General features: G+C 69.3%; 19 protein-coding genes, 1 tRNA gene and 1 pseudogene. 14 read left to right on the forward strand and 7 right to left on the reverse strand.

Going from position 1 to position 19560, the window contains the following annotated elements:
* Positions 1–20 precede the first annotated feature (20 nt).
* Positions 21–1310 (reverse strand): preprotein translocase subunit SecY, encoded by a 1290-nt coding sequence (secY, locus tag ABZ815_RS22710; RefSeq protein ID WP_357700914.1) that lies wholly within the window; start codon positions 1308–1310, stop codon positions 21–23.
* Between the two features lie 85 nt (positions 1311–1395).
* On the opposite strand from secY, the gene ABZ815_RS22715 reads away from it, so the two are divergent.
* Positions 1396–1992, forward strand: a complete 597-nt coding sequence (locus ABZ815_RS22715) for an AAA family ATPase (RefSeq protein ID WP_357700916.1) — start codon at positions 1396–1398, stop codon at positions 1990–1992.
* On the opposite strand, the gene ABZ815_RS22720 is transcribed toward ABZ815_RS22715, so the two are convergent.
* Entirely contained in the window at positions 1934–2554 is a 621-nt protein-coding gene (locus tag ABZ815_RS22720) for a TetR/AcrR family transcriptional regulator (protein WP_357700918.1), read from the reverse strand. The genes ABZ815_RS22715 and ABZ815_RS22720 overlap by 59 nt on opposite strands.
* Before the next feature lie 52 nt (positions 2555–2606).
* Here ABZ815_RS22720 and ABZ815_RS22725 point away from each other — a divergent pair, with 52 nt between their 5' ends.
* Entirely contained in the window at positions 2607–4880 is a 2274-nt protein-coding gene (locus ABZ815_RS22725) for an excinuclease ABC subunit UvrA (protein WP_357700920.1), read from the forward strand.
* Here the strand turns inward: ABZ815_RS22725 and ABZ815_RS22730 are convergent.
* On the reverse strand, positions 4789–5568 hold the full coding sequence (locus ABZ815_RS22730; protein ID WP_357700922.1) for a putative hydro-lyase: 780 nt from the start codon (positions 5566–5568) through the stop codon (positions 4789–4791). The genes ABZ815_RS22725 and ABZ815_RS22730 overlap by 92 nt on opposite strands.
* Before the next feature lie 76 nt (positions 5569–5644).
* Here ABZ815_RS22730 and ABZ815_RS22735 point away from each other — a divergent pair, with 76 nt between their 5' ends.
* Positions 5645–7276 (forward strand): sodium:solute symporter family protein, encoded by a 1632-nt coding sequence (locus tag ABZ815_RS22735; protein WP_357700924.1) that lies wholly within the window; start codon positions 5645–5647, stop codon positions 7274–7276.
* Positions 7273–7434, forward strand: a complete 162-nt coding sequence (locus ABZ815_RS22740) for a hypothetical protein (RefSeq protein ID WP_357700926.1) — start codon at positions 7273–7275, stop codon at positions 7432–7434. Before ABZ815_RS22735 ends, ABZ815_RS22740 begins: the two co-directional genes overlap by 4 nt.
* 211 nt (positions 7435–7645) lie before the next feature.
* On the opposite strand, the gene ABZ815_RS22745 is transcribed toward ABZ815_RS22740, so the two are convergent.
* Positions 7646–7885 (reverse strand): hypothetical protein, encoded by a 240-nt coding sequence (locus tag ABZ815_RS22745; RefSeq protein WP_357700928.1) that lies wholly within the window; start codon positions 7883–7885, stop codon positions 7646–7648.
* Positions 7885–8109, reverse strand: a complete 225-nt coding sequence (locus ABZ815_RS22750; RefSeq protein WP_125631040.1) for a DUF6158 family protein — start codon at positions 8107–8109, stop codon at positions 7885–7887. Before ABZ815_RS22750 ends, ABZ815_RS22745 begins: the two co-directional genes overlap by 1 nt.
* A 96-nt stretch (positions 8110–8205) precedes the next feature.
* Between ABZ815_RS22750 and ABZ815_RS22755 the strand changes: the two genes are divergently transcribed.
* Positions 8206–9138: a LysR family transcriptional regulator gene (locus ABZ815_RS22755; RefSeq protein ID WP_357700930.1), complete on the forward strand. Its 933-nt coding sequence runs from the start codon at positions 8206–8208 to the stop codon at positions 9136–9138.
* Positions 9139–9421: 283 nt separating this feature from the next.
* On the opposite strand, the gene ABZ815_RS22760 is transcribed toward ABZ815_RS22755, so the two are convergent.
* Positions 9422–9949: a histidine phosphatase family protein gene (locus ABZ815_RS22760; protein ID WP_357700932.1), complete on the reverse strand. Its 528-nt coding sequence runs from the start codon at positions 9947–9949 to the stop codon at positions 9422–9424.
* Positions 9950–10187: 238 nt separating this feature from the next.
* On the opposite strand from ABZ815_RS22760, the gene ABZ815_RS22765 reads away from it, so the two are divergent.
* A tRNA-Ile gene (locus ABZ815_RS22765) sits at positions 10188–10261 on the forward strand.
* Positions 10262–10651: 390 nt separating this feature from the next.
* Here ABZ815_RS22765 and ABZ815_RS22770 read toward each other — a convergent pair.
* Positions 10652–12244 carry a tyrosine-type recombinase/integrase gene (locus tag ABZ815_RS22770; RefSeq protein ID WP_357700934.1) on the reverse strand — a complete coding sequence of 531 codons (1593 nt, stop codon included), beginning with the start codon at positions 12242–12244 and terminating at the stop codon, positions 10652–10654.
* 182 nt (positions 12245–12426) lie between these two features.
* On the opposite strand from ABZ815_RS22770, the gene ABZ815_RS22775 reads away from it, so the two are divergent.
* From ABZ815_RS22775 to ABZ815_RS22810, 8 genes and pseudogenes are all read left to right on the forward strand, one after another.
* The gene (locus tag ABZ815_RS22775; RefSeq protein WP_357700936.1) at positions 12427–13005 is read left to right on the forward strand and encodes an IS5 family transposase; all 579 of its coding nucleotides are present in this window, start codon (positions 12427–12429) and stop codon (positions 13003–13005) included.
* A pseudogene (locus ABZ815_RS22780) lies at positions 12945–13502 on the forward strand (IS5 family transposase); the annotation flags it as partial. The gene ABZ815_RS22775 and the pseudogene ABZ815_RS22780, both read left to right, overlap by 61 nt.
* Before the next feature lie 1400 nt (positions 13503–14902).
* Entirely contained in the window at positions 14903–15238 is a 336-nt protein-coding gene (locus ABZ815_RS22785) for a metalloregulator ArsR/SmtB family transcription factor (RefSeq protein WP_357700938.1), read from the forward strand.
* 9 nt (positions 15239–15247) lie between these two features.
* Positions 15248–16477, forward strand: a complete 1230-nt coding sequence (locus tag ABZ815_RS22790; RefSeq protein ID WP_357700940.1) for a GNAT family N-acetyltransferase — start codon at positions 15248–15250, stop codon at positions 16475–16477.
* Positions 16478–16594: 117 nt separating this feature from the next.
* On the forward strand, positions 16595–17248 hold the full coding sequence (locus tag ABZ815_RS22795; protein WP_357700942.1) for an arsenate reductase ArsC: 654 nt from the start codon (positions 16595–16597) through the stop codon (positions 17246–17248).
* A gap of 87 nt (positions 17249–17335) precedes the next feature.
* Positions 17336–17704: a metalloregulator ArsR/SmtB family transcription factor gene (locus tag ABZ815_RS22800; protein WP_357700944.1), complete on the forward strand. Its 369-nt coding sequence runs from the start codon at positions 17336–17338 to the stop codon at positions 17702–17704.
* Positions 17704–18795 carry an ACR3 family arsenite efflux transporter gene (gene arsB / locus ABZ815_RS22805; protein ID WP_357700946.1) on the forward strand — a complete coding sequence of 364 codons (1092 nt, stop codon included), beginning with the start codon at positions 17704–17706 and terminating at the stop codon, positions 18793–18795. Before ABZ815_RS22800 ends, arsB begins: the two co-directional genes overlap by 1 nt.
* The gene (locus tag ABZ815_RS22810; RefSeq protein WP_357700948.1) at positions 18788–19192 is read left to right on the forward strand and encodes an arsenate reductase ArsC; all 405 of its coding nucleotides are present in this window, start codon (positions 18788–18790) and stop codon (positions 19190–19192) included. The genes arsB and ABZ815_RS22810 overlap by 8 nt, the downstream gene beginning before the upstream one ends.
* Positions 19193–19560: the final 368 nt, after the last annotated feature.

The raw sequence follows: 19560 nt of genomic DNA on the forward strand, positions 1-19560 counted from the left end.
GCATCGGGCAGGGCCGGGGGCTACCTGAGGAAGCCCTCGTAGTTGCGCTGCTGGAGCTGGGCCTCGATCTGCTTGACCGTGTCCAGCCCCACGCCGACCATGATGAGCACGCTCGTCCCGCCGAACGGGAAGTTCTGCTGGGTGCCGGGGTCGCGCAGGATCGCGAACGCCACCAGCGGCAGCAGCGCCAGCACGCCGAGGTAGACGGCTCCGGGCGCGGTCAGCCGCGACAGCACGTACGCCAGGTAGCGGGCCGTCGGCACGCCCGGCCGGATCCCCGGCACGAACCCCCCGAACCGCCGCATGTTGTCGGCCACCTCGACGGGATTGAAGGTGATCGAGACGTAGAAGTAGGCGAAGGAGACGATCAGCAGCACGTACACGGTCATGTAGAGCGGATGGGTGCCGGCGGTCAGGTTGCGCGAGACCCACGCGCCCGCCTCCGCGCCGAGCAGCGGCGCGGCCAGCGTCGGCACGTAGAGCAGCGACGAGGTGAAGATCACCGGTACGATCCCCGCCTGGTTGACCTTGAGCGGGATGTACGTGCTGCTCCCCCCGTACATGCGCCGCCCCACCATGCGCTTGGCGTACTGGACGGGCACCCGCCGCTGTGCCTGCTCGACGAACACCACCGCCGCCACCAGGCACAGCCCGGCCGCCAGCATCACCCCGAACCCGAACGGCGTGAGCACGAAGATCTTCGCCATGTACCCCGGGAACACCGCCACGACCTGCGTGAACATCAGGATCGACATGCCGTTCCCGATCCCCCGGTCGGTGATCAGCTCGCCCATCCACATCACCACGCAGGTGCCCGCGACCATCGTCGTCACGATCACCGACACCGCGAAGAGCCCCTGGTCGCGCAGCAGCGGACGGGCGCAGCCGGGCAGCAGGTTCCCCGAGCGGGCCATGGCGACGATGGTGGTGGCGTTCAGCACGGCGAGGCCGACGGTCATGTATCGGGTGTACTGGGTGATCCGGGCCTGCCCGTTGGAGCCCTCCTTCCTGAGCGCGTCCAGGCGCGGCACCACGACGGCGAACAGCTGCATGATGATGCTGGCCGTGATGTAGGGCATGACGCCCAGCGCGAACACCGAGAGCTGGAGCATCGCGCCGCCGCTGAGCATCTGCATCATGTCGAAGACGCCGCCGCTCGCCGAGCCCACGCACTGCCGTACGGCCACGACGTCCACGCCGGGGGCGGGCATGATCTGGCCGAGGCGGAACAGCACGATCAGTCCCAGGGTGAACAGCAGTTTCCTGCGCAGTTCCGGCACCCGGAACGCTCTGGCGAAGACGGTCAGCATGAGCAGGAAGTCTGTCGGCGGGCGCGCCGGACGTCGTCCGTCCAGGCGAGGCACCCGTGTACGCAGATCCGCGTAGGTTGATCGCATGACGACCGTGTGGGTGATCAGCGGGCCGCCGGGGGCGGGCAAGTCCACGGTGGCGGCCGAGCTGCTGGCCCGCCTGTCGCCAGTGCCCGCGCTGCTCGACAAGGACACCGTCTACGGCGGGCTCGTCGCGGAGGTCCTGCGGGCGCACGGCCGCGACCAGGGCGAGCGCGAGGGCCCCTGGTACGACCGGCACGTCAAACGCCATGAGTACGAGGGCCTGACCAGGCTCGCCGCGCAGATCCGCGGCCACGGCTGCCCGGTGCTGCTCGACGGCCCGTTCACCACGCAGGTGCACGACGCGGCGCGCTGGACGCGGTGGGCCGGGGAGCTGGGCGGGCCGCCCGTACGCCTGCTGTGGGTGCGTTCGGACGGGCCGACGCTGCGTGCCCGGCTGGAGGCGCGCGGCCTGGGCAGGGACGCCGGCAAACTGGCCGCCTTCGCCGACTACCTGCGGAACGTCCGCGTGGACGAGCCGCCCGTCGTGCCGCACCTGGAGATCGACAACCGGCCGGGCGCGCCATCGGTCGGCGACCAGCTCACGGCGGCGGGTATACCGCCGCGAACACCGCCGGCAGCCGGGGGACGAGCCGGGTGAACCGCCCCTCCTCGTAGGAGGCGCCGGGCTCGTTGCTGAGCTGCTGGGAGACGAGCCCGGCGATCAGGCTCGCGGCCAGGGCGAGCCCGTCCTCACCCGCGGCGTCGGCACGCAGCTCACCGCGCTCGACGGCGGCCCTGATCAGGACGGCGAAGTGCTCGTGGACGGCCAGCGCGGGCGCGTACGCCTCGGGCGAGGGCGCGAACCCCGGCACCGGCCGCCAGAACATCAGCTGGGCCAGCACCTGGTTCTCCATGATCCACCGCGCCCCGGCCTCCAGGGACGGGCCCATGGCCGCCAGCCCCGGCTCGTGCGGCTCGGCCCCCCGCCGCACGGCCTCCAGGTAGCCCTCCTGCCCGCGCCTGAACAGGGCGTCGTAGACCGCGTGCCGGGACGGGAAGTACTTGTACAGCGAGGGCGGCTGGATGCCGAGCCGCCTGGCCACGGTCGCCAGGCTCAGCCCGGCGACGCCCTCCTCCGCCATCACGTCGAGCGCGATGGCGAGGATCTCGGCCTGTGTCTCGGCTCGCCGTCGCGCTCGCCGGTCGGGAATGTCAGCCACGTGTATTAGCTTAAGCTATAGGTAGTAGCCAAAGCTATGGGAGGTGTGGCACGTGTCGCGCGACATCGAGCTGATCGGCCTGCGGCAGAACAACCTGAAGGACGTCACGCTGCGGCTGCCCAAGGAGCGGCTGACCGTGTTCACCGGTGTGTCGGGGTCGGGCAAGTCCTCGATCGTGTTCGGCACCGTCGCCACGGAGTCGCAGCGGCAGCTCAACGAGACCTTCAGCGCGTTCGTCAGGAACCGGCTGCCCAAGCACGAGCGCCCGCGCGCCGAGCGCATGTCCGGCCTGACCGCGGCCGTGATCGTGGACCAGCGGCCGGTCGGCGGCGGCGCGCGCTCGACCGTGGGCACGATGACCGAGGTGCACGCGATCCTGCGGGTGCTGTTCTCGCGGCGCGGCGAGCCGTCGGCCGGGCCCGCGACGGCGTACTCGTTCAACGACCCGCAGGGCATGTGCCCGGTCTGCGACGGCCTGGGGAAGAAGGTGGAGGCCGACCTCGGCAGGCTGCTCGACGAGGAGCTGTCGCTGAACGAGGGCGCGATCCGGATGGCCCCGCCCGGGTCGTACGTGTGGCAGCTCTACGCCAGGTCCGGGCTGTTCGACCCCGACAAGCCGGTGCGCGCCTTCACGCCCGAGGAGCGCGACCTGCTGCTGTACGGCGGCGGCTTCAAGGTCAACCGGGGCGAGTACACCAACACCTACGAGGGCCTGGTCACCCGGTTCGAGCGCGTCCACCTCAAGCGCGACCTCGACCGGCTCGACAAGGCCGCGGCGCCGTACGTGCGCCAGGGCACGTGCCCGGAGTGCGGCGGCCGGCGGCTCAACGCGGCCGCGCTGGCCTCGCTCATCGGCGGGCTGTCCATCGCCGACCACTGCGCGATGGAGGTCACCGACCTCATCGGCGTGCTGGAGGGCCTGGACGACCCGGTGGCGGAGGCGGCGGTGGAGTCGTTGCGCAGGATCGACGCCATCGGGCTCGGCTACCTCAGCCTCGACCGGGAGACGCCGACGTTGTCGGGCGGCGAGGCGCAGCGGCTCAAGACCGTGCGGAACCTGGGCAGCAGCCTCACCGGCATGACGTACATCTTCGACGAGCCCAGCGTGGGGCTGCACCCGCGTGACGTCCACCTGCTCGGCGACCTGCTGGTGGAGCTGCGCGACAAGGGCAACACGGTGCTGGTCGTCGAGCACGACCGCGACCTGATCGAGCTGGCCGACCACGTGGTGGACATGGGGCCGGGCGCGGGCACGCGGGGCGGCCGGGTCGTGTTCGAGGGCACGGTGGCCGGGCTGGCGTCCGGTGACACGCTGACCGGCCGCATGATGCGGCGCGTCACAGGGCTCAAGGACGCCGTCCGCGCGCCGTCCGGCTGGCTGACCGTCGAGGGCGCGAACGCCCACAACCTCAAGGACGTCACCGTACGCGTGCCGCTCGGCGTGCTCACCGCGGTCACCGGCGTGGCGGGGTCGGGCAAGAGCACGCTGATGCGCCGGGAGCTGGTCGCCCGCCATCCGCACGTGGTGCTCATCGACCAGTCGGCCATCGGCGGGTCGCCGCGCTCGACGCCGGCGACGTACCTGGAGGCCATGGACCCCCTGCGCAAGCTGTTCGCCGACGCCAACGGGGTGCGGCCGGGGCTGTTCAGCTTCAACTCGGCCGGCGCGTGCCCGGTGTGCAAGGGCCGCGGCGAGATCCGGACGGACCTGGCGTTCATGGACCCGGTGACCCGCGCGTGCGACGCCTGCGGGGGCAGCCGGTACAGCGAGGAGGCGCTGTCGTACACGGTGGCGGGCCGCACGATCGCGGAGGTGCTGGCGATGACGGCCGAGGAGGCCACGGGGCTGTTCGACCTGCCCGGCATCGGCGGGCTCGGCGCGCTGGGGCTCGGCTACCTGACGCTCGGGCAGCCGCTCAGCACGCTGTCCGGCGGGGAGCGGCAGCGGCTGAAGCTGGCGCACCGGATGCGCGAGCGCGGCCAGGTGTACGTCTTCGACGAGCCGACGACCGGGCTGCACATGGCCGACGTCGACACGCTGCTGGCCCTGCTCGACCGGCTGGTGGACGAGGGCGACACGGTCGTCGTCGTCGAGCACGACCTCGACGTGGTCAAGCACGCCGACTGGGTCATCGACCTCGGCCCCGAGGCGGGCCGGCACGGCGGCGAGGTGATCTTCGAGGGCACTCCGGCCGAACTGACCGAAGCATCCACCTATACCGCGAAATATCTGATCAAGTCACTCGATAGTCGTCATCCCGGGCGTCCAGCACGGCCATATGGCCCGGCAGGTGGCCGATCGCGTACTCCACGCCGCTCGCCATGACCGCCGCCTGCGGCGTCACCCCGCAGGCCCAGAACAGCGGCACCTCGCCGGGCCGCACCTCCACCGGGTCCCCGAAGTCGGGCCGGTCCAGGTCGAGGACGCCGATCGCGGCCGGGTCGCCGACGTGCACCGGCGAGCCGTGCACCCGCGGATACCTGCCGGTCACCTCGACAGCGGTCTCCACCAGCTCCTCCGGGACCGGCCGCATCGAGACGACGAGCGGGCCCGACAGCGTGGCGGTGGACTCGCACGGCACGTTCGTGCGGTACATCGGCACGTTCCGGCCCTGTTCCAGGTGCCGTACCGGGACCCCGGCGGCCAGCAGCGCCCCCTCGAAGGTGAAGCTGCAGCCGATGAGGAACGGCACGAGGTCCGCCCGCCACCGGCCGGTCACCTCGTCCAGGTCGGCCACCGGCTCGCCGCCCAGGTAGAGGCGGTAGCCGGGCAGGTCGGTCCGCAGGTCGCCGCGGAACAGGGTGGTCGACCAGGCGCCCGGCTCGCCCACGTCCAGGACGGGGCAGGCCTTGGGGTTGCGGTGGGCGAACAGCAGCAGCTCGTACCGCAGCCGGGCGGGCACGGCGATCAAGTTGGCCTGCGTCCAGCCGCGGCACCAGCCCGCCGTGGGCACCCGTTCACCGGCGCGGAAGCGCGCCCGCGCCTGTGCGGGGCTCAAGGTGGCGACGTCCACCCTTCGACACTATGGCGGCCGGTGCACGCGGTCCACAACGCGGCTATCGCGGTGTTTTCCGGGTAGCGGGCCGGTTGTGCGATTAGACGTCAACCTCCTCGACTACCTCCTCATCGCGGTCTACTTCGCCACCGTGCTCGCGATCGGGATCGCCGCCCGCCGCCGGATCAGCTCCAGCCTCGACTTCTTCCTCGCGGGCCGGGGGCTGCCCGCCTGGATCACCGGGCTGGCGTTCGTGTCGGCCAACCTGGGCGCGATCGAGATCCTCGGCATGGCGGCCAACGGCGCCCAGTACGGCGCGATGACCGTGCACTACTACTGGATCGGCGCCGTCCCCGCGATGGTGTTCCTCGGCATCGTCATGATGCCCTTCTACTACCGCTCGAAGGTGCGCAGCGTCCCGGAGTTCCTGCGCAGGCGCTTCAACGGCGCCACCCAGCTGCTGAACGCCCTCATGTTCGCGGTCGCGCAGATCCTCATCGCCGGCGTGAACCTGTACGCGCTCGCCCTGGTCATGGAGGCCCTGCTCGGCTGGCCGCTACCGGTGTCGGTGGTCGTCTCGGCGCTGATCGTGCTCTCCTACATCACGCTCGGCGGCCTGTCCTCGGCGATCTACAACGAGGTGCTGCAGTTCTTCGTGATCCTCGCCGGGCTGATCCCGCTGACCGTGCTCGGCCTGATCAAGGTCGGCGGCGTGTCCGGCCTGTTCGACAAGGTGCGCCGGAGCGCGCTCGGCGAGGGCGGCCTGCACACCTGGGCCGGGACCGCGGGCTCCAACCCGATGCAGGCCCACTGGATCGGGATCGTCTTCGGCCTGGGGTTCGTGCTCTCCTTCGGCTACTGGACGACGAACTTCGCCGAGGTGCAGCGCGCCCTGTCGGCCAGGAACACCAACGCGGCCCGGATGACGCCGATCATCGCGGCCTTCCCCAAGCTGTTCATCCCGCTGGTGACGGTGCTGCCGGGGATGATCGCGCTGGTGCTCTTCGGCGACCTGGGCAAGGGCCAGGACTACAACGACGCGATCCCGCTGCTCATGCGCGACCTGCTGCCGAACGGCGTGCTCGGCGTCGCGGTGACCGGGCTGCTGGCCTCGTTCATGGCGGGGATGGCGGCCAACATCAGCGGGTTCAACACGGTGTTCACCAACGACATCTGGCAGGCGCACGTACGGCCCGGCCGCCCGGACGTCCACTACCTGAAGGTGGGACGGGTGGCGACCGTCGCCGGGGTGGCGCTCGGCGTGGGCACGGCGTTCATCGCGGCCGGCTACTCCAACATCATGAACTACCTGCAGGCGTTGTTCAGCTTCTTCAACGCGCCGCTGTTCGCGACGTTCGTCGTCGGGCTGTTCTGGCGGCGGATGACGCCGTGGGCGGGGTTCTGGGGGCTGCTGGCGGGGACGGCGAGCGCCTTCGCGTCGTACTTCGCGTACAAGGCCGGGGTGGTGAACTTCGGCACCGAGCTGAACGCCAGCTTCTGGGGCGCGGGCGTGGCCTTCGTGGTGGACGTGCTGGTGTCGGTGATCGTCACGCTGGTCACCACGCCCAAGCCGGAGGCGGAACTGCGCGGCCTGGTGTACGGCCTGAGCGCCGTGGACCTGGAGGACGACGCCCTCGCCGGCGACCGGCGCTGGTACCGCTCGCCGGTGCTGCTCGGCACCGGCGCCGTCATTCTGGCCGCCCTCTTGTACGGAGTGATCCTGTGAGTGACATCCGGATGGTGATCGGCGGGCTGTTCCTGCTGTACGGGGTGATCCTGATCGTGGCGGGGGTGCTCGGGGACGTGGTCAATCTGTGGACGGGGCTTCCGATGGCCGTCTTCGGCGCCGCCTTCGTCGCCTGGGCCCGCATCCGCCCGATCTGACCCTCCGACCCCCTCCCCTGCCCGAGGCCCCTCTGAGCCCACTCCGGGCCCGTGCGGGGGTCGTGCGGGGGCCGATGGTCCGGTTTTGTTCCGGGGGCTCGGCCCGGCGCCGCTGTGGCACCGGGCCGGAGCCGCCCGCGCCCGTTCTTGTGCTCGGCCCTCGCCCTCCGAACCCGGATCCGGTACGCGCCCCCGCCCCGGAACCTCGGCGTCAGTACTCGACCTCGAAGGTGTGGGGACCGAGGCCGTACCCGTCGCCACGCGGGACGACGTACCCCCGGCCCGCGAGGGTGGCCAGGCTTTCGCGCACCTCGTCCCCCTCCAGGCCGGTCGCCCGGATCACCGCCTCCAGCCCGGCCACGCCGTCGGACTCGATCGCCTGCGAGGCCACCGCCTCGTAGACGTGGATGTCGACGTCCGACAGTTCCTGCACGTCATGCCCCTCGGACATCAACGTTGCCTCGCCCCCTCCCGCAGCCGGGCCGGATCGACCTCGCGGTCGGGGAACCTGCGAAGGTATTCTGCCTCTAGCTCATTGGTACGGGAAGTGTGACGTGCCAGAGCATCGTCTGATCCATGGAAGAATGTGTCACTACGAGTGGCATGGAGTTGCCGCAGCTCGCGTACCACATCCTCGTCGCTGAGCTGGGCCGGATCTATTCCCATCGTCGTCATGGGTTCCCTCTACCCCAGACACCCCCGACAATATCTGTCACAATTCCTGACATATAGCCATTGTTTGGGAGCGATTCGTCGCCTTACCTTCCCGTTATGGACCTCGAGCTCAGGCACCTCAGGATCGTCCGCGCGGTAGCGGACGCGGGAAGTGTGAGCAAGGCCGCGTCCCTGCTCGGGCTGGCGCAGCCGGCCCTCACCGCCCAGCTCAAACGTATCGAGAGGGTGCTCGGCGGCGCCCTGTTCGAACGTGACCGTCACGGGGCCCGGCCCACGCGACTCGGCGAGCTGGTTCTCGCCCGGGCGCGCGTGCTGCTCCCCGCGGCAAAGGAACTGCAGGACGAAGCCGTACGATTCGCCCACACCCCCTCCCCCGGCTTCCGCATCGGCGCCACCAACGGCCCGATACTCGGCGGCCTGGTCGACCGGCTGGCCGCGGAGCGCACGGTCACCACGTTCACGTCCTGGTCAACGCACGAGCTGATCAACATGGTCGAGCTCGGCCGCCTCGACTACGTGCTGACCGGCGCCTGCGGCGACTCCGGCACCCCCACGGGAACACTCCTGTGGGAGACGATCAGCCTCGACCCGGTCTTCTGCCTCGTCGGCGAGGACCATCCGCTCGCCAAGGAGAAGGAGGTGGAGCTGGCCGACCTGGCCGGCGAACAATGGGCGGTCACGCCCGGCGACGGCTGCTTCGCCGACTGCTTCGCCATGGCGTGCGCACGGGCCGGCTTCACCCCCGAGACGATCTACGAGACGGACGTGCCGACCTGCACCCACCTCGCCCAGGTGGGCCGCGCCGTGGTGCTCTGCCAGGCGACCCACCAGGCCCTGCCCGGGCTGGCCATGGTCCCGCTCTCCGGCGCGCCGCTGCGCTGGCGGCAGCTCCTCGGCCGCCACCCCACCGCCCCCGACGCCACCTGGGTCGTCGCCCAGGCCAAACAGGCGCACACCGAGGCCGTACGTCGCAGTCCGGTCTACTCCGATTGGCTCGTACGCAACCCGGCGTACGGCACCGCTCCATAACACCCTGATAGGAGTGAAGTAGTACTCCTCGCCCCCCGGGCCCGCCGTTAACGTGGCGTGGCGACACCCCCGGCGGCAAGGAGACAACCAGCTCGACCCACCGGCGCTGATCGCGAACGCGATCGGCGCATCAGCCATGTCCACCGAACGCCGCCGACGTACGCCCAGAAGAGCCCCGGCGCCCTGGCGACCCCGCCGACACCCACGTCCACCTCATCGACGAGCCCACCTCCGATCGGGCCCCCGCACCCCGGCCCCCGGGGACCCACCTCCAGGCGAGGCACTACTCCACCTGGTACTCCCACCCCTCCTGCCACGCGAACGGCGCATCCACCAGATCCTCCAGCGGAGTCCCCTCCAGCAGGTTCTGCAACGCCCACCGATTGGCCGAATGGGACACCACCAGCACCGTGGCCCCCTGCCACTCCTCCCGCAGCTCCCCCAGGAATGCGGCCGTCTCCGCCACGACCTGCCGATAACTCTGCCCACCAGGCCAAGGCGTGTCGATGTGCCCCCTGCGCAGGGCCGCGACCTCGCTCACGGGCCGCCCGTTGTAACTGCCGTAGTCGCACTCCCGGAGCCGCGCGTCGAGCCGGACCTCCTTCCCACCCCCGAACGCCACCTCCACCGTCTCGACCGCCCTGCGCAGATCGGAGCAGTAGACGACGTCCACTCCCCGCCTCCGCATCCCGAGCTCGGCGGCCAGCTCCCGCCCCCGCTCGGACAACTCCCCGGGAAGCCACCCGGTGGCAACCCCGATCTCGTTGTCCACAGTGATGGAATGGGTCTCGTACACCACTTTGACCGCCATGACGGCACCGTACCTCCGCCCCTCAAGCCCCCTCATTCCGCCCACAGCAAACACGACCCGTAACCGAGACCCGAATATGATCGACACGACTCCACCAACCTTGCCGGGCATGGAATGATGTCCGCGGGACACCGTCCCCGTCCGGCCGTGCGACACCCGGATCCGATGCTCTAGCCTTGACATGCGCGAGCCTCACCAAGATCCACCCGCCGCACACCGCACGCCACAACTGAATCCAGGGGCGGTAGCTCAGCCGGTCAGAGCATCGGACTCATAATCCGTGGGTCGTGGGTTCAAGTCCCACCCGCCCTACTCATCAAAACCGCATCCGACCTGGGGTTTCTCGCTTCTCGCCACCCTCGGATCTTGTTGTTGATCATGGTTGGTTGCTCGATGGTTGCTCTTGTGTACGCACCGTGTATGCCGGTAGATCATTTAGACCGCCATCGTCAGTTCAGACCCCGGCGACGACCAACAGAAGATCAAGCAAGAAGGCCTGGACGGCGTCGCGAGCCAGTAATGACCTCAGGCGGGGTCAAGTCTCGCCCAAGCCGCCCCGTCAGGCTTCCCGGGCGTTTCCAGCCAGCAGATAAAAGATCCGCTGCTTCTCGCAGAGGGCTGCAGCACCGTCTCCGCGACAGCCGTATAGACAAACAAGCAAGGCCCGCCCACGAACCGGGCGGGCCCGCCGGGCTCGCTGCATCAGATGGTGGCGTCGCCGGTGTGGTTCGGCAGTGTGATCAGCCGGGCGCTCTGGGCGCCTGCGGCTGCGGTGTTGATGAGGGCGGCGGTGGATTCGGCGGCGGCGCGGGCCACCTCTGGGTAAACGCTGGTGTAGGTGTCTCGGGTGAAGGTGGATGAAACATGCCCGAGCGTCTCCTGCACGACCTTCAGATCGACCCCGGCAGCGAGCATGATCGACGCGGCGCCGTGGCGGAGGTCGTGCAGCCGCACCGGTGGCAACCCCGCCTGGAAGGCCAGCAGGTAGAACTGGTCGCTGACCTGCTGCGGATGCAGTGGCCGGCCGAGCTCGTCGGTGAAGACGAACCCGCTGTCCGTCCACGCCTCCCCCGCGGCCAGTTGCTCGGCCGCCTGCCGTTTGCGATGTGCGCGTAGCGCCGTGACGGTGTCGGCGTCCAAGGCGATGGTGCGGTCGCTTGCCTCGGTCTTCGGCCTGCCCTGCACCGGCTCCCACCCCAGCTGGGTGATCTGCCAGTGCACCCCAGCGGTCCCGGCAGCCAGGTCGACGTCCTTCCACCGCAGCCCGACCGCCTCACCCCGGCGCAGCCCGCGCAAGGCGATCAACCGGTACAGCGCGAACAGCCGATGGGTAGCCGCCTGGGCGAGGAAGGCAAAGGTGTGCGAGGGCGTCCACACCATCACCGGCGACGGACGCGGCACGGACGCGTACACGTTGATCATGCAAGCACGGCTGAGCCGAGCGCCGCGCCGCCGCTGCTCGACATCGAGCCGCTCCTGCAGATCCCGGTTCCAGGCGGCGACCCGCTCATCGGTCCACACCAGCGCCTTCGGCCGTTCGGCGTCAGGGAGTTCGACGACCGTGGCCGGGTTGAAGTCGATCAGCCGATCCTGCTTGATCGCGATGTTCAGCGCATGCCGCAAGGTGGCGCGGATGCGATGCATAGTGGCCGGGCCCACCGGCCGCCGATACCGCACCTTGACCCGCTCCTCGGGATCGCCGCTGGCGCGGGCGGTGACGATGACGTCGTTGAACTCCTCGATCGCATCGAACATCCCCGCCACATCCGACACCCGCAGCCGATCAAGCCGGATGTCACCGAGGTAGGGGGTGAAGTACAGGCGGATGTGCGCCTCGTACGACCGGCGCGTGGTCACATCGATCTTCCGCTTACGCCGCAGGAACTCCTCCATCCACTCGGCGACTGTGACGGTGGGGTTGAGGTCCTGGCGGGTACGGACCTTGCGGCGCACCTCCTCCACCGGCGGCAGCGCCTTGCTGTCCTTGAGCACGGCCAGCATCAGCTCGGTGATCTTCCGCTGCACGTGCGGGTCCTCATCCAACGCCAGCAGCGCCCGGGCCTGCTCCAGGTCAGCCTCGACCTCCTCCAGGCTAGCGAAGCCGCGACGCCGCAGGGGGTTACGCCGCTGACCGTCAGCGTGTGCGGGCAGCTCCAGCTGGTAGGCCCACGTGCCGTGGGTGCTGCTCCAGCGTTCCCTGCCACCGGGGCGGCGCAGCTTCGGGCACGCCTTGCCCAGCCTCTTGCCGGTCGCCTCGTCCCGGCAGGAACACGTCTTGAAGGTGGTTCCGTTCATCGTCGCTGTTGCGCCTTCCTTTGTTCGCTGATTTCGCGTCGCCGGCTTGCCTGACGTCGCGCTTGCTGCGGCGCTCCCCACACCGGCGCCCCGTACGGTTCGGCCGCTGCTAGAGCCTGTACGGAGTTGAGATCAGAGGGATTGCCTGCGGTACGGCCGGCAGTCCTGGTAGGCCATCGAACATGGCGCGTGGAGACCTCACCGACGAAGAATGGTCCTTGATCGAGCCCCACTTACCGCTGGGTGAGCGGGGTCCGATCCCGGATCTGCGGCGGCTGTTCAACGCGGTGATGTGGCGGTTTCGTACCGGCAGCCCCTGGCGTGACCTGCCGGAGGAGTACGGGCCATGGTCCACCGCCTACGACCGGTTCCGCACCTGGGCGCGGGACGGCGTGTTCGAGCAGCTGATGCAGGCCATGATCGCCGAGGCCGCCGGCCGGGGACAGGCCGACCTCGACCTGGTCAGCGTCGACTCCACCACCGTGCGCGCCCACCATCATGCCGCCGGGATGGTCTTGGACGGTGAGCTGAGCGCAGCCCTGGAAGAAGCCGTCGAGCAGGAAAGGGGGCTTCGCCAAGGAGGCAAAACGCCCCCGACAGCAACCCCAACAACGAAAAGAGCAGCGACAACAACAACGGGGACGACGGGGACGACGGGGACGACGGGGACGACGGGGACGACGGGGACGACGGGGACGACGGGGACGACGACGAGAGGAACGAGCGGCGACTGCTGCGACGCCGCTACCGGTTCCGGCTGAAGGCCGGCAAGCTGGGCCGCTCCCGGGGCGGGTTGACCAGCAAGGTGCATCTGGCGGCCGATGGCCGATGCCGTCCGCTGTCCTTCGTCCTGACCGCCGGCCAGGCCGGGGACAGCCCGCAGTTCCGCCCGGTGCTGGAGCGCATCAAGATCCGCCTGCCGATCGGCCACCGCACCCGGCCGGGCGCGGTGGCCGCAGACAAGGCGTACTCCTCGCGCGGCAACCGCGCCTACCTGCGTCGGCGTCGGATCAAGGCGGTCATTCCGGAGAAGGCCGACCAGGCGGCCAACCGCAAGAAGCGCGGATCTGCCGGTGGTCGGCCGGTCACCCATGATCCCGAGCTCTACAAGCAGCGCAACACGGCCGAACGCTGCATCAACCGGATCAAACAGTGGCGTGGGCTGGCCTTCCGGTTCGACAAGACACCCGACAGCTATCTGGCCGGCTTGCACCTACGCGGGGCCGTCTTATGGATCCGAAGCCTCCGACCAGCCTAGAGATCCGAACTCCGTACAGGCTCTAGACGCCACCGGCAGCGCTCGGTGTACCGTGTCCGTCACCGCAAGGGCCGCCGTCGGCGGCCCGGAGCGGGGATTGCCGCGCCCCGGCACGGAGGGCGGCACCGGTCGGCCCGTACGGGCCGTTAAGGGACCGTAGCGGGGGACGCGGGCGCCACCGGCTGGCCCGGGGCGGTCGATATCGACGCCCACCTTCACCACCCATGTCAAGCGATATCCGCTGGTCACAGTGCCCCGGCCCACGTCGCACCCAGGACCGGGCCCTCGGGCTACATGCCTCGCCGGAGAACGCCAGCCTCACGCAGAGAGCCCCTCGCCGATCGCACGGCGGCAGCCTCAGCTTGCGCGACAGGCACATGAAGATCCGGCGAAGTAGCTGGACTGTACGGTCACCATCGGACGCCCCGATCTGGCGGGCCAATCACCCCTGTCACTGATCTAAATACCGGCCAGAAAGGCCGAGTTAGGACAGGACGGGAGGCCAACTCTTGGTCAAACCGGCATCGGACTCCGAGCCGAGCAGCTCCAGCAATCAGCAGCAGCGCATGGCTTTACTCGCGACATATACGAACGGATCACCGACGGTCGCTTCGTGCATGTATATCCCGACATCGACGCATTCGCGCTGACACCTTTTGAACGGGTGGGACAGAATGCGGCATGCTCTGACACGCACAAACAGAGCTGCGGGCTTTTAATCCGTAGGTTCCGGGTTCGAGCCCCGGGCGCCCTACACTCCACACCCTGCCCGACCTGGGCTTTCTCGGTTCCTGAGCCTCTTCCGAGAGGCGAGAATGACCGAGTTCATGCTCATCACATGCTCTTCGGCACGCGCCCGGCGCATTGGGACCCGACAGCGGGGCAAAATGTCTGGGTTCGAGCTGTCGACTACCGCGCGCCTCGACCGCACAACGCCCACCAGCAGGGCCGGATGGAAAGATAAACGAGCGGAACACGCCGGGCTTGATCGCATACTCGCCCAAGCACCGGTCAAGCCTGTTGTGCTCTACTTCGCGCATCAAATCGATCCGAGATTTCTCCGGTCAAGTCATGCGGCTCGGTGATACTTGCCAAGGCTCCTTCGAGTACCGTCCCGGCCTTGACCGGCATGACTACTGGTTGTCCTGTCTGGCGATTGTTGCCTACTCGCTGAAGGCCGGTGCGGGTCGTCCTGCGCCGAAGGTCGCTGTTGGCATCTGGGTCTGTTTCCCGCGCCGTCCTCCCGAACGAGACGCGCGAGTCCAGGGGGCCTGCGGCAGATGCGCACCAGGCTCTCGGCACGGATGGCGTAGATCCCGAACGCGACGGCCGATGCCCTACGTCGAAGTCCGCAAGCCGGGCTTCCCTCTTCGCAATTAATCGTCTATCGTCGATGTTCGATGAATGAAGCGAAGGAGCCTCTGCCGCGTGCCGAGGCCGAGGAGTACGCGAGCTGGTTCAAGGCCCTGGCCGACGCCACCCGCATCCAGATCGTGTCGCTGCTGGCGCGGCGGCGCGAGCCGATGAGCGTGGGCGAGATCGTGGCCGCCTCCGGAGTGGGGCAGTCCACCGTGTCGCACCACCTGAAGATCCTGTCCGAGGTGCGGTTCGTCCTGGTGGAGCGGCAGGGGACCTCCAGCCTGTACCGGATCAACGAGAACTGCGTGAGCTGTTTCCCCACCGCCGCGGACGTGGTGATGGGCAACCCCGTGCCGGCCGCACCGGTCTGCGACTGAGGAGATCCCATGGCACACGACGAGATCGTCGACCACTACTCCGCCCTGGCCCGCAGCGCGCTCGACGGGCAACGCATCGCCGACTGCGACCCCGCCGCCTTCACCGACGGCGGTTTCGGCCCGGCCGGCTACGACGACACCGCCGCGCTTCCCGAGGGGGCGCTTCGGGCCAGCCTGGGGTGTGGAAACCCGGTCGCCGTGGCCGAGTTGCGTGCCGGTGAGACGGTGCTCGACCTCGGGTCCGGTGGCGGCATCGACGTGCTGCTGTCAGCCCGCCGGGTCGGCCTGTACGGCACCGCCTTCGGCCTGGACGCCAGCCCCGCCATGGTGGAACTGGCCCGGCGCAACGCCGAACAGGCAGGCGTGGCCAACGTGCAGTTCCTGCACGGAACGATCGAGGCCATCCCGCTGCCCGGCCACACGGTGGACGTGGTCATCTCCAACTGTGTGATCAACCTGTCCGACGACAAGGCGGCGGTGCTGGCCGAGGCGTTCCGGGTGCTGCGGCCTGGCGGCCGGTTCGGCGTGAGCGACGTCGTCACCGCGCAGGTGCTCGACGAGCAGGCGCGACGGCGGGCCGAGCAGCGCATCGGCTGCGCCGCCGGATCGCTCACCGTGCAGGAGTACCGGGACCTGCTCGTCGCCGCCGGCTTCGTCCAGGTCGCCATCACGTTGAGCGCCGATCACGGCGACGGGGTGCACTCGGCCATCGTCCAGGCCGTCAAGCCCGCCATCGGGCCCGGCCTGGAGATCCGGCCGATGCGCGAGAGCGACGCCGCCGAGGTGCTGGCCATCTACCAGGACGGGCTGGACACCGGCCAGGCCAGCTTCGAGACCACCGCACCCAGCTGGGAGGGCTTCAGCGCGAGCCGGTTGCCACACCTGCGGTATGTGGCGACCGATGGCGACTCCGGCGAGGTGCTCGGCTGGGTGGCGGCTTCGGCGGTGTCGTCCCGACCGGTGTATGCGGGCGTGGTCGAGCACAGCATCTACGTCCATCCCGGCTGCCAGGCCCACGGCATCGGGCGGGCCCTGCTGGCGGCGTTCATCGCCGCCGCCGAGGACGCCGGCGTGTGGACGATCCAGTCGGGCGTGTTCGGCGAGAACGCCGCGAGCCTGAACCTGCACCAGGCGCTCGGGTTCCAGGTGGTGGGGACGCGCGAGCGCATCGGCCGGCATCACGGCGTCTGGCGGGACGTGCTGCTGATCGAACGCCGCAGCGCGGTGATCGGCGCATGAGCAACCACGAGGGCCGATGTTGGCCTGGCGTTCATCCTCACGACATCGACGGCTGCCAATATCGATGAGCATCGAAATCGACAGCCGTCGATATGAGCGACGCCGCCGGAGCCCTTCATGGACAGCACCTACCGCCACGCTGATCTGACCGTCGATCAGCAGCACGCCTTGCTCACCGCAGGGCGCACGCTCGCCGAGGAGTTCGCCGGCACCTTCGGCACCGAGACCATCGAGCGGTTCCTGCACACCAGCTACGACCAGTTCGCCGGCCGTGCCGTCATCGCCAACTACCTGCCGCTGCTGGCCGAGCGGTTCGCCCGCCAGCGGCTGCGCGCGCTGGCCCGCGTCGAGGGCAAGGACGGCAGCAGCGTGCCGATCGTGCTGTTCCTGTGCGTGCACAACGCCGGCCGTTCACAGATGGCGCTCGGCTTCTTCGCCCACCTGGCCGGCGAACGCGCCCTCGGCTGGTCCGGCGGCACCGAGCCCGGCGAGCTGATCAATCCGGCCGTCGTCGAGGTCATGCACGAGCGCGGCATCGACATCACCGGTGAGTTCCCCAAGCCGTGGACCAGCGAGATCGTGCAGGCCGCCGACGTGGTGGTCACCATGGGCTGCGGCGACGCCTGCCCGGTCCACCCGGGCAAGCGCTACCTGGACTGGGACCTGGACGACCCCGACGGCAAGACGCCGGAGCAGATCCGCCCGATCCGCGACGATGTCGAGCGCCGGGTCCGCGCCCTGCTGGCCGACATCGGCGTCCCGGCCGGCTGAGAGTACTCCTCGTTCCGAGCACGCAGAGACAGATGTCAATATAGACATGCATCTATTTCGATAAACGTCTATACGGAAGGGCAGTGGATGGAACTGCTGGAGATCCTGGAGTGCAGCCCGCCGCTGACCCGCGAACCGCTGGACAGCGAGCAGGCGGCCGGGGTGGCGCGCGTGTTCAAGGCACTGGGCGACCCCGTACGGCTGCGCATCCTGTCCATCGTGGCCAGCCGCGCCGGCGGCGAGGTGTGCGTGTGCGACATCACCGACGCCTTCGAGCTGTCCCAGCCGACCATCAGCCACCACCTGAAGGTGCTCAAAGAAGTCGGGCTGCTGACCTCCGAGCGGCGCGCCTCCTGGGTCTACTACCGCCTGGTGCCCGAGACGCTGGGTGAGTTGTCGGCGCTGCTGACCCTGCCCGCCGGCGGTCCGGCCCCTGCGGTGGTGGTGTCGCCGTGATGTCGGCTCGCCCCGTACAGGCCACCGCGCCGTCGGCCGGCGTGATCGGCGCCCTGTCGGTACTGGATCGGTTCCTGCCGGTGTGGATCATCGCGGCCATGGGCGTGGGGTTGCTGCTCGGACGCCTGGTGCCCGGACTGGACACCGCGCTGGACGCCGTCAAGATCGGACAGATCTCGCTGCCGATCGCGCTCGGCCTGCTGCTGATGATGTACCCGGTGCTGGCCAAGGTCCGCTACGACCGCCTGGGCACCGTCACCGGCGACCGCCGCCTGCTGCTCTCCTCCCTGGTGCTCAACTGGATCCTCGGCCCGGCCATCATGTTCGCGCTGGCGTGGATCTTCCTGCCCGACCTGCCCGAGTACCGGACCGGCCTGATCATCGTCGGGCTCGCCCGGTGCATCGCCATGGTCCTCATCTGGAACGACCTGGCCTGCGGCGACCGCGAGGCCGCCGCCGTCCTGGTCGCACTCAACTCCGTCTTCCAGGTGATCGCCTTCGGCGCGCTCGGCTGGTTCTACCTCCAGGTGCTGCCCGGCTGGCTCGGCCTCGCGCAGTCCGCGCTGGCGGTCTCTGCCTGGGACATCGCCCAGTACGTGCTCATCTTCCTCGGCATCCCACTCCTGGCCGGATATCTGTCGAGGAAGCTGGGCGAGCGCGCCAAGGGCCGCACCTGGTACGAGGAGCGTTTCCTGCCGCGCGTGGGTCCCCTGGCCCTCTACGGCCTGCTGTTCACCATCGTCATCCTGTTCGCCCTGCAAGGCGGCACGATCACCTCCCAGCCTGGAGATGTCGCCCGCATCGCGCTGCCGCTGCTGGCCTACTTCGCCATCATGTGGGGCGGCTCGTTCCTGATCGGCAAGCTGATCGGCCTGGGCTACGAGCGCTCCACCACGCTCGCCTTCACCGCTGCGGGCAACAACTTCGAGCTCGCCATCGCCGTCGCCGTGGGGGTCTTCGGAGTCACCTCCGGTCAAGCGCTCGCCGGTGTGGTCGGCCCGCTGATCGAGGTTCCCGTCCTGGTCGCCCTGGTCTACGTCAGCCTGGCCGGCCGCCGCCTGTTCACCACCAAGGAGCCCATCCGTGCCTGACAAGCCCAGCGTCCTGTTCGTCTGCGTACACAACGCCGGACGCTCCCAGATGGCCGCCGGATGGCTCACCCACCTGGCCGCAGGCCGCGTCGAGGTCCGTTCCGCCGGATCGGCCCCGGCCGATCAGGTCAACCCGGTCGCCATCGAGGCGATGCGCGAGGTGGGCATCGACATCACCGCCGCCCAGCCCAAGGTCCTCACCGTCGATGCGGTCGAGGCCAGTGACGTGGTCATCACCATGGGCTGCGGCGACGCCTGCCCGATCTTCCCCGGCAAGCGGTACGAGGACTGGAAGCTCGACGATCCGGCCGGACAGGGCATCGACGTCGTGCGCGCCATTCGTGACGACATCGGCGCCCGCGTGGAGAAGCTGCTCAGCGAGCTGCTGCCAAGCTGAGCAACTGCGATGAATTACGGTGATGGCCGCCTCCCACATGGAGGGCCGGCCATCGCCCATCTCGTGCCGGTACGGACGTCAATCGGCTGGCTACTGTGTCGGGATGCAGATCCGTAGCCAAGTCCTCAGACTGATGGCCATCCCCCGCGCTGACACCCGCTTCCACGACGCCTACCTGCCCCAGGCCATCCGGGCAGCCAGCGGCTGCCAGCCACACGAGGCGTGGGAAGCGTTATGGGGACTGCTCGCCGACGGCTTGATCTACCTGGACCCCGAACGCCAACCGGCCAGTGACAACTGGCGATGGAAACTGTCCGAGCGAGGCCGCAGGGCGGTCGAGGGCGGCCCGTGGGAGCCTTACGACCCCG

This window comes from Nonomuraea sp. NPDC047529 (assembly GCF_040642995.1).
Taxonomy (GTDB): domain Bacteria; phylum Actinomycetota; class Actinomycetes; order Streptosporangiales; family Streptosporangiaceae; genus Nonomuraea.